Source organism: Roseibium algae (assembly GCF_037783265.1).
GTDB classification, from domain to species: domain Bacteria; phylum Pseudomonadota; class Alphaproteobacteria; order Rhizobiales; family Stappiaceae; genus Roseibium; species Roseibium algae.
The window spans coordinates 347,788-360,582 of sequence record NZ_JBAKIA010000004.1 but is presented as its reverse complement, the minus strand read 5'-3'; the positions used below and the strand labels follow the sequence as shown (position 1 = coordinate 360,582).

The 12,795-nt window shown below is 54.8% G+C and carries 12 protein-coding genes; 5 read left to right on the top strand and 7 right to left on the bottom strand.

Annotated features, from left to right (window positions below):
* Nucleotides 1-226 precede the first annotated feature (226 nt).
* Nucleotides 227-1,465: a GGDEF domain-containing protein gene (locus tag V6575_RS08030; RefSeq protein WP_340273743.1), complete on the top strand. Its 1,239-nt coding sequence runs from the start codon at nt 227-229 to the stop codon at nt 1,463-1,465.
* A 259-nt stretch (nt 1,466-1,724) separates the two neighbouring features.
* Nucleotides 1,725-2,963: a GGDEF domain-containing protein gene (locus V6575_RS08025; RefSeq protein WP_340273741.1), complete on the top strand. Its 1,239-nt coding sequence runs from the start codon at nt 1,725-1,727 to the stop codon at nt 2,961-2,963.
* A gap of 132 nt (nt 2,964-3,095) precedes the next feature.
* On the opposite strand, the gene V6575_RS08020 is transcribed toward V6575_RS08025, so the two are convergent.
* Nucleotides 3,096-4,196, bottom strand: coding sequence for an alkene reductase (locus tag V6575_RS08020; protein WP_340273740.1), 1,101 nt, complete (start codon nt 4,194-4,196; stop codon nt 3,096-3,098).
* A 101-nt stretch (nt 4,197-4,297) separates the two neighbouring features.
* Nucleotides 4,298-4,909, bottom strand: coding sequence for a TetR/AcrR family transcriptional regulator (locus tag V6575_RS08015; RefSeq protein ID WP_340273739.1), 612 nt, complete (start codon nt 4,907-4,909; stop codon nt 4,298-4,300).
* Between the two features lie 127 nt (nt 4,910-5,036).
* Here V6575_RS08015 and V6575_RS08010 point away from each other — a divergent pair, with 127 nt between their 5' ends.
* Complete coding sequence (locus V6575_RS08010) at nt 5,037-6,047, top strand: LLM class flavin-dependent oxidoreductase (RefSeq protein WP_340273738.1); 1,011 nt, start codon at nt 5,037-5,039, stop codon at nt 6,045-6,047.
* Nucleotides 6,048-6,080: 33 nt separating this feature from the next.
* Here the strand turns inward: V6575_RS08010 and V6575_RS08005 are convergent, their stop codons facing one another.
* The 5 genes from V6575_RS08005 to V6575_RS07985 all read right to left on the bottom strand — a co-directional run bounded on the left by V6575_RS08005 (nt 6,081) and on the right by V6575_RS07985 (nt 10,690).
* On the bottom strand, nt 6,081-6,794 hold the full coding sequence (locus V6575_RS08005; RefSeq protein WP_340273737.1) for an ABC transporter ATP-binding protein: 714 nt from the start codon (nt 6,792-6,794) through the stop codon (nt 6,081-6,083).
* Complete coding sequence (locus tag V6575_RS08000) at nt 6,791-7,561, bottom strand: ABC transporter ATP-binding protein (RefSeq protein WP_340273736.1); 771 nt, start codon at nt 7,559-7,561, stop codon at nt 6,791-6,793. The genes V6575_RS08005 and V6575_RS08000 overlap by 4 nt, the downstream gene beginning before the upstream one ends.
* The gene (locus V6575_RS07995; protein WP_340273735.1) at nt 7,558-8,514 is read right to left on the bottom strand and encodes a branched-chain amino acid ABC transporter permease; all 957 of its coding nucleotides are present in this window, start codon (nt 8,512-8,514) and stop codon (nt 7,558-7,560) included. The genes V6575_RS08000 and V6575_RS07995 overlap by 4 nt, the downstream gene beginning before the upstream one ends.
* Nucleotides 8,511-9,428 carry a branched-chain amino acid ABC transporter permease gene (locus V6575_RS07990; protein ID WP_340273946.1) on the bottom strand — a complete coding sequence of 306 codons (918 nt, stop codon included), beginning with the start codon at nt 9,426-9,428 and terminating at the stop codon, nt 8,511-8,513. The genes V6575_RS07995 and V6575_RS07990 overlap by 4 nt, the downstream gene beginning before the upstream one ends.
* Before the next feature lie 86 nt (nt 9,429-9,514).
* Nucleotides 9,515-10,690, bottom strand: a complete 1,176-nt coding sequence (locus tag V6575_RS07985) for an ABC transporter substrate-binding protein (protein WP_340273733.1) — start codon at nt 10,688-10,690, stop codon at nt 9,515-9,517.
* Nucleotides 10,691-10,982: 292 nt separating this feature from the next.
* Here V6575_RS07985 and V6575_RS07980 point away from each other — a divergent pair, with 292 nt between their 5' ends.
* Both V6575_RS07980 and V6575_RS07975 read left to right on the top strand, forming a co-directional pair.
* A complete protein-coding gene (locus tag V6575_RS07980) occupies nt 10,983-11,501 on the top strand; it encodes a hypothetical protein (RefSeq protein WP_340273732.1) in 519 nt (172 codons plus the stop codon).
* A gap of 193 nt (nt 11,502-11,694) precedes the next feature.
* Nucleotides 11,695-12,687 (top strand): sialic acid TRAP transporter substrate-binding protein SiaP, encoded by a 993-nt coding sequence (locus V6575_RS07975; protein ID WP_340273731.1) that lies wholly within the window; start codon nt 11,695-11,697, stop codon nt 12,685-12,687.
* Nucleotides 12,688-12,795 lie beyond the last annotated feature (108 nt).

Here is a 12,795-nt window from a genome sequence, read left to right as displayed (position 1 = left end):
TTTGTCAGCTTTTGCGACGAAGCGAAAGGGCATTTCCGGCAAAAACAGTACGCCACGGTACGGTTAAGTGAGCAGTCGCTCACTGTCTTTCCATACTCGCCACGCCATAGCACAATCTCTGATTGCCATAAAAAATAACGCACATGTTAAAACATACGATAGATAAGGACTTTATTAAGATATTGTTCATCATATCTAATAAATAATTTTAACAAGGCAAACTCTGATGCAGCTGGACACGCAAACTCTTTTTACTGTTGCCATGATCACCTATTTTTCTGGTGCTCTTTTGCTCGGAACCTTATCTGCTGCCTTCACCACATTTCCAAGCCATGTGCGTCAGAGCTGGACATTATGGGCTCTGGCGATGGCCATGTCAGGAACCTGCGTAATTTTGGTTGGCCTGCGTAGCACTATACCTGATCTCATAAGCATCGGATTGGCCAATGGGTTGTTGATGTTTAGTCTTGGTCTGCGCGTTATTGCGATTGGCCTCCTCTATAATCAAGGTGCTTCGTATCGCTGGCTGCCATTCCTCTTGGTCTTTGGCTGGGTGGTGCTGTACCAGTTCCCCTGGTTCCGCGACTACCTCCTTATGCGCGCGCTCTATGTTAATCTCTTTTGCATACTCGCCATGGCGCTGTGCATCCACGTATGCTGGAACAAGGGCAAGCTGGCCAAGGTAAGTTCCATTTTTTTGATCAGCGTCTTCGGGATCGATATTTTAATCAGACTTGCTAGCCTTTGGTTTTACATTACAAACATGTATCCAAGTCTCAAGTCGGCATTCAATTCCCCCGAAATCACCACACTCATAATTGCCTTGGTTTTCGCTATTTTCCTCAAAATTGTTGGACTGTGTATTGCTGCTTATGAGCAAATGACAGGGCAATACAGAAATCTTTCCTTACAAGATCCGATGACAGGCTTACCAGTCCGTCACGCTTTTACGCAGGCATCCCAATCAGAACTCAAGCTGATGCGAGGTCAGTCAAAACCGTATGCGCTTGCTGTGTTCGAGATCGATCATCTACCAGACATCCGTCGCCGGTTCGGTCACAGTATGGGAGATGCTTTGCTGAAGCTGCTCGCACGGCTTTGCTCAGAGACAATTGGCGGAAGATCAAAAGTTGGCTGTCTGCGGCATGGCCAATTCGCATTGTTCCTCCCGGAGATGACGCAAGTGGAGGCCAGAGCACTGGTAAAACGGATCAGCCGGTCCCTGACCACGGAAAGCTCAAAAGCATCCGGCAGTCGGCTGGCTGTCACAGCAAGCATTGGAATATTCTCCGGCACAGCAGACGTGCCAATCGAACGAGCTGTTGAGATCACCGACCAGTGCTTGGCTCGGGCCAAATCGCAGGGAGGAAACAATATCATAACAAATCAAGAGCCCAAAACTGCAGCACTAAACTTGGCGCCCCTTCAGGCGACCTCAGCTCTCAAAAGGCACAAAACCGCTTAACACTCAGACCTGTCGTGAAAATCATATACCACAGGTTATGAGATTAAAAATTTCAGGGCTAGAACTCTGATACGAAAGTAAACTCACGACATATCGATTCAATTTGAGGACAGATGCCTCTCGAGCACTTCTGATCTTTGTCTGACACATTCATTTTGCTGCAGAATACGTGTTTTCTCTCAATTGTTGTGTTGATCGGCGACGGTCATTGTGACCATCTCACCCACAAATTATTCGGAACTGAAACTCAGGCATTGCCATGCATCTAGACACACCCACACTTCTTGCTGCTGCTGCGATCAGCTGCTTGGCCGGGGCTATTGTTCTTGGTGTACTGTCTGCAGCGATGAGATCTTTCCCGAACAACCTCAGGCTGGGCTGGGGTCTTTGGTCTTTTGCCCTGGTCATATCAAGCGCTGGCCTGATCATGGTCGGTTTGCGCGGAACCATTTCAGACATATTCAGCATTGCAATAGCCAATATGTTCGTGACCTTCGGCTATGGCATACGGCCCAATGCGCTCAGTCTTTTTCACGGGCGAGGTCCTTCCTACCCCTGGCTGCCTTTTGTTGCAGCCTTTGGTTGGTTGGGTCTTTATCTTTTTCCCTGGTTTCGGGATGATTTGACTCTCAGGGTTATTTACATCAACAGCCTATGCATTCTGTCCATAGCGCTGTGCATTCTGGAATGTTGGAAGCAACGAAACGAACAACAGTTCAGCTCCTGGCTTCTGATCGGCATCTTCGGAGTTGATATTTCACTCCGCGCCACCCTGATTCTCATGCATACGCAAACAGCGTTTCCAAACTTCAAAGCCACCCTGTCACTGCCCATCATGCAAATCTTGATTGTTATACTGATCATCACAATCATTCTGGAGGTCGTTGGACTGGGGGTCGCCGCCTTTGAAAAAATGAAGACCCAGATTGAGATGGAGGCCTTGCTCGACCCTCTCACAGGACTGCCGAACCGACGATCTTTGGGAATATCTGCCCAGGCGGACCTAGATCGGCGACCAGATCAGGGACAGGTTTATACGCTGCTGGTTCTGGAAATTGATAACATGCAAGCCATCACCAGTCGGTTTGGCAACTCCATGGGAGATGCATTCATCAAGTTGTTGGGTCGACTGTGTAATGAGGCAATTGGCAAGAGGGCAAGCGTTGGTTATATCCGCGAAAACCAGTTCTCAGTATACCTGCCCAAGACGGACCAGGTCGAAGCTGGCGCGATTGCAACGCGGATCAGCCGGACTTTAACCGTTCAAAGTTCAAATGCTTCCGGCAACCAGTTGGCGATCACCATAAGTTGCGGAATGTTCTGCGGGCACACAGAAACCTCATTCGAACGCGCCCTTGAACACGCAGACAAGAGCCTTAGCCAAGCTAAGGCGCAAGGCGGAAACCAGATCGTCGCCAACCACAGCTTGAAAGCTGGACCGCAGAAGTCAAAGACAATGTCATCCCCCTTTGCCCCCCGCAACAAATCAGTCGCTTAATGCCTGATTGGACCTTGTCATTAAACAAAAGCAACCAGAGCGAAAGACACTCCGCGCTGGTTGCTCTTGAGGCTATGCTACCGTGTGGATGTCCATCAGGGAGATGACGGAGGCAGCACAGCGATTTTGGACTTAGGCAGCCTTGCTGTCGGCCAATGTCGGATAGTCCGTATAGCCTTCGCGGCCACCGCCGTAGAACGTTGCCTGATCCCACTCGTTCAGCGGCGCGTCTGCCTTGAGGCGCTCCACAAGATCCGGGTTGGAAATAAACGGCTTGCCGAAGGCAACGAGATCGACGGTAGCATCGTTCACCGCATTGATGGCCAACTGCCGATCATAGCCATTGTTGCCCATGGTTGGTCCGAAGAATCGTCCATAGAGGCTTTCAAGGTTCGTACCTTCTGGCAGATCCCGTGGGCCGCCTGTCTGACCTTCTACAAAGTGCAGATAAGCAAGACCGTATGTGTTCAGAACATCGACGACATGGCCGAACAGCGCCATCGGATCGCTGTCAGAAATGTCGTTGGCCGCCGAGAACGGGCTGAGGCGAATACCGACCCGGTCAGCCCCAATTTCCGCCGTCACAGCATCCATGACCTCTTTGAGAAAACGCGTGCGGTTTTCTATGGACCCGCCATAGTCATCCTCTCGGTTGTTCGAGCTGTCGCGCAAGAACTGGTCGATCAGATAGCCGTTGGCTGCATGAACCTCAACACCGTCAAAGCCTGCCTTGATCGCGTTGGCCGCAGCCTTGCGGTAATCCTCTACAATGCCCGGAATTTCGTCCAGTTCAAGCGCACGTGGCAGCGGGGTGTCAATGAACGCCTGGCCGTCAAACGTTTTGGAAGCCGCTGCAATTGCGGAAGGGGCAACAGGATCCAGGCCGCCCGGCTGCAGGACAGGGTGAGAAATCCGGCCGACATGCCAGAGCTGGATGAAGATCTTGCCGCCCTTGGCGTGGACCGCATCCGTCACCTTTTTCCAACCGTCGATCTGGGCGTCTGAATAGATGCCAGGGGTCCAGGCATAGCCCTTGCCCTCGGGTGAAATTTGCGAGGCTTCGGTGATCAAGAGACCGGCGCTGGCCCGCTGGGCATAGTACTCAGCGTGGATCTCATAAGGTGCATCGTCCTCTGCCCGCGCCCGATTTCGGGTCAAGGGTGCCATCACGATCCGGTTTTTGACATCGACAGCCCCGACTTTCAGGGGCGTGAACAGCTTAGCTTGAGACATGAGGTGTTTCCTGATTGGTTGGAAATACGGAACGAATAGTCCAAAATTAACCGCACCATGGGATCCTACAGGTACTTTTAACTTCAGGGTTTGAGGTGCTCCTAAGCGGTGAGTATTCCTCTCGCCGCTTCCAGAGCGCTGGAAATCTGATCCGGCGGAAGGCCGGATTTGCGAAGGGTGAGCGTGCCAATGGCCAATGCCGAGAGGGCGCGTGCCTTGTTGCGCGCAGTGTCCGGATCGTTCGGACAAATCGTGCTGGCGAACAGCTCCTCGATCCGCGCCAGATGACGACGACCGATCTCGGCCACCTCCTCCTGGTGCGGAGCCAATTCGGTGATGCAATTGACCAGCATACAGCCACGCGGGCCACCATTTGGGTCTGCCAGAGCGGACATCATGGAGGCTACAGCGTCTTCATCGCCGCTTTCGGAAAGCTCTTGAAATGCAGCCAGAGCGGCATTCGAATAGCTTGTCAGGGCGGTGATCAGAACCCCCTGCTTTGAGCCGAACGCCGAATAAAAACTTGACCGTGACAGGCCCATCTCGGCGGTCAGGTCATCGAGAGACGTTGCCTCGAAGCCCTTGCGCCAGAACAAATGCAAAGCAGCATCCAGAACCTTGGCCTCATTGAACCCGCGCGGCCGCCCGGGCCCACAATGGGGCTTTTCAGTCGCCTTGGAGGTGGCGAGTTTGGATGTGGTCGTCTTGCTCATGGCCCCAATATTGGACCGGGCAGTTCGAAATACAATACCCAAGGCACTAACATTTTGGACCGGGCGTTCCTATTAGTGTATCAGCATTGATTAAACAGCGGCAAAGTTCTGAGACAAGAGGCCTTCCATGACCCAGTATTCCCTTCTTGATCTATCCCCCGTTCCCGAAGGTCATAGTGTCCGCGAGGCCCTTGCCAACACAGCTGATCTTGCCCGGCATGCGGAAAGCCTGGGCTACACACGCTACTGGATGGCAGAACATCACAACATGCGCGGCATCGCCTCGGCTGCAACGGCCGTGATGATCGGCCATGTGGCTGGCGCGACGTCGACCATCCGGGTTGGCTCAGGCGGCATCATGCTGCCAAACCATGCGCCGCTGGTGATCGCAGAACAATTCGGCACGCTGGCAGAACTCTACCCGGACCGGATTGATCTGGGCCTTGGCCGTGCGCCCGGAACAGACATGCAGACAGCCCGCGCCCTGCGGCGATCCATGGACAATGCGGACAACTTTCCCGAGGACGTTCTGGAACTGATGGCCTATCTGGACGACCAGCCGGAGGGCGCCAAGATCCTGGCCGTTCCGGGCGCGGGCACCAAAGTGCCTGTCTGGATCCTGGGATCCAGCACATATGGCGCGCAGATGGCCGCCTTCTATGGCCTGCCGTATGCTTTTGCGTCGCACTTCGCCCCGGCAGAGCTGTCGAATGCTGCCAGGATCTATCGTCGTTCGTTCAAGCCATCAAAGCATCTTGAGAAGCCGCATTTCATGATGGCGGTGAATGTCTTTGCCGCCGACACGGACGCAGAAGGCGCTTACTTGCGCACAACCATGCAGCAGGCCTTCATCAACCTGCGCACCGGCAAGCCTGGGCCCCTGCCCGCCCCGGTCCGTGATCTTGAAGAGCGTGTCGGCCCGGTTGCCATAGAGATGGTCGAAGACATGCTGCGCATATCCGCCACCGGCGCGCCAGGCACCGTCAAGACACAGCTTAAACAACTGATCGCCACCCACCTGCCAGATGAAGTGATTTTCACCGGCCAGATCCACAGTCATACAGCCCGCAAGCGTTCGTTCGAGATTGCAGCGGATGTGATGAATGAGATCAATGGAGCGCAAATGGCGGCGGAGTGAGGAAAGATAGGAAGAAAGACTGAATTTAGCCCTTCAAGCTCCCAGATACCGCTCTTTCAATCCTGCATCAGCATTCAGCGCTGCCGTGTTGCCGGTCCAGACAGTGCGGCCTTTTTCCAGGATGACATGACGCTCAGCGAGTTTTTCCAGGGCCGAGACGTTTTTGTCGACGATCAGGATGGATTGGCCGCGAGATTTCAGGGCTTCGAGGCAAGCCCAGATTTCGGCGCGGACCAGCGGGGCAAGGCCTTCGGTGGCCTCATCAAGGATCAGCAATTTCGGATTGGTCATCAGCGCCCGGCCAATGGCGAGCATTTGCTGTTCGCCGCCAGACAGCTGGCTGCCGAGATTGCGGCGACGTTCCTGAAGGCGCGGGAACAAAAGGTAGATGTCCTTCAAGTCCCACTCGCTGGTGTCACCCCGGCCCTTGAAGGACGTTGCGACGAGGTTTTCCTCCACGCTGAGCGTCGGGAATATCTGCCGTCCTTCCGGCACCAGACCCAGGCCTGCCCGCGCCACCCTATAGGATGGCTGACCAGCCATATCCTTGCCGCCAAAGACGATCTGACCGGCGCTAGGGGATATCATGCCCATCAGGCTCTTGATGGTGCTGGTCTTGCCCATGCCGTTGCGCCCCATCAGGGTGACGACTTCGCCCGCGTTGATGGTCAGCGACACATCGAACAGAACTTGCGCCTCGCCATAGGCCGCCTGAAGGCCGTCAATCTTGAGAAGAGCCTCGCTCATGCTGCGTCATCCTCGCCCAGATAGGCTTGCCGCACCTTGGGATCCGCCCGGATTTCTTCCGGCATGCCACTGGCGACAATCTCGCCGTAAACCAGCACCGAAATCCGGTCCGCCAGTTGGAACACCGCGCCCATGTCATGCTCGACCAGCAGCATCGGGCATCGGGACTTGAGGGATTTCAGAATCCCGATCAGCCTTGCGGTCTCATCTGGCCCGGTGCCTGCCATCGGTTCATCCAGCAGCAGCAGCTTGGGCTCAACGGCCAGCGCAAGGGCCAGTTCAAGCATCCGCTTTTCGCCATGACTCAGGCTGCCCGCGCGCAAGGCCGCCCGCTCTGCCAGACCGACGTCACCAAGGATCTGCAGCGCCTTGTCATTCAGCTTTTGATCACTGGCAGCGGCCCTCAAGAACCGGAACGAATGGCCCTGATGGGCCTGAACACCCAGCGCAACATTTTCAAGAACCGTGAATTCCGGCAGGATCGCCGTGATTTGAAACGTGCGCCCGAGACCTGCTCTGGCCCTGCTGGCCACGCACCAGCCGGTAACATCCTTGCCGCCAAACACGACCTGACCGCTGTCAGAGCTGGTTTCGCCCGAGATCTGGCCAATCAAGGTTGTCTTGCCTGCACCATTGGGGCCAATCACCGCATGGATTTCACCGGGCATCACGGCGAGCGACAAATCCCTGGTGACCTGCAGCGCACCATAGGCCTTGTTCAAGGCTTTAAGCTCCAGGATGGGGGCTTTGGGGTCTTGGGCTGTCATTTTTCAGCCCTCCGGGACAAGCCATTCATCAGTCCCATCAGACCGCCTCGGCCATAGAGAACCACCAGGATCAGCAGCGGCCCGAAAATCAGCCGCCAGTGCTCGGTGTAGCCGGACAGCACCTCCTCCAACACCATGTAAGCAACAGTGCCCAAAATAGCCCCATGCAGGGAGCCGAGGCCGCCCAGAATGACCATGACGATCAACTCGCCGGATCGGTGCCAGGACATATAAGCGGGCGAGACGAATTCATTCTGATTGGCCATTAGAGCACCGGCAAGACTGGCGATCACGCCCGCGATGACATAGGCGGCAAGCCGGTAGCGATAGGGGTCTACGCCCATGGCCTGAAGCCGGGCTTCGCTTTGCTTTGCGCCCCTCAGCACCCTGCCGAAGCGAGACGCAGAGAAGATCCGTAGCAGCAGATAGACAGCCGCCAGCACGGCAAAGACCAGATAATAAAATGAGGCATCGCCGTTAAAGAGATCCGTGCCGAAGAACTCCGAGCGGCCCCACATGGTGAGACCATCGTCGCCGCCATAAACGGACAGCGAGGTCGCTGTGAAATAGGCCATCTGGCCGAACGCAAGCGTAATCATGATGAAGTAAACGCCTCGGGTCTTCAGACTGATCGCGCCGGTGAACAGAGCAAACAGACCACCTGCGACCATCGCGAGCGGAAACGAGATCCAGGCTGCCCAGATGTCATGCTCTGCCAGAATGCCGACCGCATAGGCCCCGAAGCCGATGTAGGCGGCATGTCCGAAACTGACCATTGCGCCAAGCCCAAGGATGAAATCGAGGCTTACCGCGACAATGGCAAACACCAGAATGCGGGTGAAGAACAGCAGTATGAAGCGATCATCGAAGACGCTGGCATAGGTTGGCACCAGGGACAGAACTGCGAAGATGGCAATTGGAAAAGCCCAGGCCTTGAGACGAACGAATTTCATGCGCTGCGCACCGGAAACAGGCCACTTGGTCGGAAGAACAGTACACCTGCCATCAGGATGTAAATCAGCATGGAAGCAATGGCAGGCCCGACATCATTGGCCGCAGAGGGCGGCAGAAGAAGACGGGCGATATCGGTCGCAAAGGAGCGCCCCAGCGTATCAACAAGGCCGATCAGCAGCGCTGCCATGAAGGCTCCGCGAATAGAACCAATGCCGCCGATGACAATGACGACAAACGCCAGGATCAGCAGGTTGTCGCCCATACCCGGTTCGACTGACAAAATGGGCGCTGCCATAATGCCGGCAAAGCCCGCCAGCATTGCACCAAACCCGAACACCAGCATGAACAACCGGCGAATGTTGATGCCCAGCGCCGCGACCATTTCCGGATTGGTTGCCCCGGCCCGAACCAGCATGCCAATGCGCGTGCGTGTCACCAGCACATAGAGCAGGCCAGCGACGGCAAGACCTGAGGCGATCAGCGCGATTCGAAAGACAGGATACCGGAAATTGTCCATCAGCTGGATGGACCCGTCCAGCAGCTCCGGCACCGGCAAGGACAAGGGTGCGGCACCCCATATGACTTTGACCGCCTCATTGAGAAACAGGATCACGCCAAAGGTCGCCAGAACCTGATCCAGATGATCCCGGTCATAAAGGTGCCTGAAGACCAGAACTTCCAGCACCAAACCGCAAATCAACGCAGCCCCCAACGCCAATAGGGCAGCGGTCCAGAATGATCCGGTAAGCTGATAGCAGGCAACCGCCAGATAGGCCCCCAGCATATACTGGACTCCATGGGCCAGGTTGATGAAATCCATCACCCCGAACACAAGCGTGAGACCGGCTGCAATCAAAAACAGAAGAATACCGAGCTGCAGCCCATTGAGGGTCTGCACGGCCAGAAGGGTCATGCTCAAGACGAATGTCCGAATATTATCGTCACAATAAAAACAGACCCGAGCTTCTCAGCCCGGGTCTGTCAAATGCACGTGGCCTACTACATTCGGCAAGAACCAGCATAAGCATCGCCAACATCATCGAAGACCTTTTGCTTGACCTCGGTGACATATTTCTTGCCGCGCTTCACAGCTTCGACCAGGTAAAAATCCTGGATCGGGAACTGATTGGTATTGAAACTGAAATCGCCACGTACGCTTTCAAACGGCGCAGCTGCAAGGGCAGACATCAGCGCTCTCTTGTCGGCAATACCACCGGCCATATCGACGGCACCGTCAATTAGACGCGCTGCGTCATAGCCTTGTGCAGCATAGAGCGAAGGCGGGTAGCCATACTCAGCTTCAAAGGCTCGAACAAAGCTTGCATTTGCATCATTGTCGATGTCAGAGGCCCATTCGGCACCAGAATAAAGACCAACTGCCATGTCCTTGGTCGCGGGCAAAGTCGTCTCATCGACAGTGAATGTGGACAGGAAGGGGATTACCCCCTTGAGGCCGGCCTGGGAGTATTGTTTGACCAAATTGACCCCCATGCCACCTGGCATGAAGGTGAACAGTGCCTCTGGCTCGGCATCAGCAATCCGGGCAAGCTCTGCAGAAAAATCAAGCTGACCGAGCTTTGTGTAGATCTCTTCCACCACCTCGCCAGTGTAGTGACGCTTGAACCCCGCAATCGCATCTTTACCAGCCTGATAATTTGGCGCCATTACGACAACTTTGCCATAGCCCTGCTGGCTGGCATAGCGGCCCATGACTTCATGGTTCTGATCGTTCTGATAAGACGTGGAGAAGAAATACGGGCTACAGCCCTTGCCGGCAATCGGAGACGGACCGGCATTGGCACCGATGAAGATCGTTTCTGATTTGATGATCGGCTTATAGACAGCCATCATGACATTGGAGAAGACAACACCGGCCATGATGTCGACCTTGTCGCGCTCCAGAAGGCCCTGCACCTTGGTGATCGCGCCGTCCGGCTTCAGCTCGTCATCGACAACAATGACTTCCGTATCCATGCCGCCGAGCTTGCCACCAGCCTGTTTGACACCCAGCAGGAACCCATCACGCATATGCTGACCAAGGACAGCAGGTGGGCCAGACAGGGTCGCAAGGAAACCAATCTTCAGGGTTTCAGCTGCGACGGGCGATACTGTGCCGCTCAGAACTGCAGCCCCCAAACCAGCTCCAATCGTCAGGGCGGACAAGATGCGTTTCATGAATGGTTCCCCTTGTGATCTCTGTCACGTTGGCCGTGCAAGCACCGAGACTCTTGCCCCTCGCGCTACCGGCTGTTTGTTCGCTAGCATTTAAAGAGTAAAACACTACGGATGTTAAGCCCTTGGATTACATTCTTTAGGAAGATTATTGGATACCGCACGATTTCCAGCCTCAGGATGAGGACCCGTCTCCAGGGCTCGGGCTCATAATAAATTGATCCACTGGCATTGTAACTGTCAGGATATAATCTGGACTGGAAAACATGAGACCAGAAAACACAAGGAATATTCCATGCGCTTGATTGTTGGACCTGTGTTTTGCTTCGTGCTGCTCTTGTCCCTGATTGCCTCCCCTGTACTGGCCGACAGCCTGCCTGAGCCAGACAATCTGCCGATCCCCTTGCCTGGCATTCCGCGCTCAGCAGATTGTGATGCCTATGCCCGGTCCTATGCAGACAGCTATCTTGGCAATGGCGACCCAACCGGCGACATCGTCGCTGGCGGTATGCGCGGTGCCGTCATCGGCGGTGGCTGGAGCGGTGCCGGTGGTGCCGAGCGCGGTGCAAGGGCGGGTGGCGCAGTGGCTGTGCTGGACAATCTGGCAGCCTACCCTGGCGGTTGGCAGGGGCTTTACGACATGGCCTTTCAGATCTGCAGTAATGAGACTTCAGGGGCCAACTACCGTCCCCAGACGGATCCTTATCAGACCCAGGGGCAACAAGGGGCCAATTGTAGATCCTCAGCCGGAGTGGCGACGAGAAGCAGTCGCGGCCCTATCTCTGCAGGCTCCGGCAGAAACAACTGCCGGTAGTGGTCTGCAATAAAAAATTTTCATGATCGGCCGCGCTTGCTCTGGCGGCACAAACTCCTAAAACTAAACCCTTCCGTGCATAAAATTCTGACGAAACCACGCAATTATGAGCTTGATCCTGCGTCATTTTTCATAAAAGATAATTTTATATAAGAAATCGAATGATTTCATATGAACTTCTGGGAGGAAGATAATGACTTTTTCAATTAACAGACGGACTCTGCTTGCAACCGGCGCGGCTGCCGCCGCGATGACAACAATTGGCACAAGCGCTTTCGCCAAAGCCGACAAGAACCTGAAGTGGGCTCATGTCTACGAAACCACCGAACCTTATCATAAATGGGCTGTTTGGGCTGGAGAGGAACTGGCAAAGCGGACTGATAATCGCATCGGTATCGAGGTGTTTCCCGCTTCATCCCTCGGTAAGGAAACCGATATCAACGAAGGCCTTGGACTGGGCACCGTAGACATTATTTACACCGGACAGTCCTTTGCCGGACGTTCATTTGGTCCGATTGCCATCGGCGGCGCGCCTTACATGTTCCGCGATTATGATCACTGGGCCGCATATCGCGACTCCGAGCTTTTCAAGGAAATGGCAGCCGGTTACCTTGATGCCTCTGGCAATCATGTCATCACCTTGACCTATTATGGCCAGCGCCATGTGACCTCGAACAAGCCAATCATGACACCTGCCGACATGGAAGGTTTGAAAATCCGCGTTCCAAACGCACCGCTTTATCTGATGTTCCCAAATGCGGTCGGCGCGAACCCAACACCAATTGCCTTTTCGGAAGTCTATCTGGCCTTGCAGCAGGGCACAGTTGATGCTCAGGAAAACCCCCTGCCAACCATTCAGGCGAAAAAATTCTACGAAGTTCAGACAAACATCAACCTGACTGGTCACATCAGCGATGCATTGATGACGATCGTTGGCGGCCCTGCCCGTGACCAGATGGACGATGCTGACTATGAAATCCTGATGACCATTCTGAAAGAGGCCGCTGTGGGCGCGACTGCTGATATCCAGCAGAACGAAGCCGCTCTGGCCGATTGGTTTACGGAACAAGGCAATCAGGTCAATGTGGTTGACCGTGTCCCGTTCCGTGAAGCAACCATGCCGTCTCACAACGGTCCGGATGCCACCTGGACACAGGAACAATACGACAAGCTTCAAGCTCTTTGAGGCAAGTCCGGTCCGGGCCACACGTGCCCGGGCCGCTTTTCCCACCTTCTCCAGTCTTGGCCCAAGATCGCTAACTCGAATTTCCAAGCTTAAGGTCCAAAGCCCAAA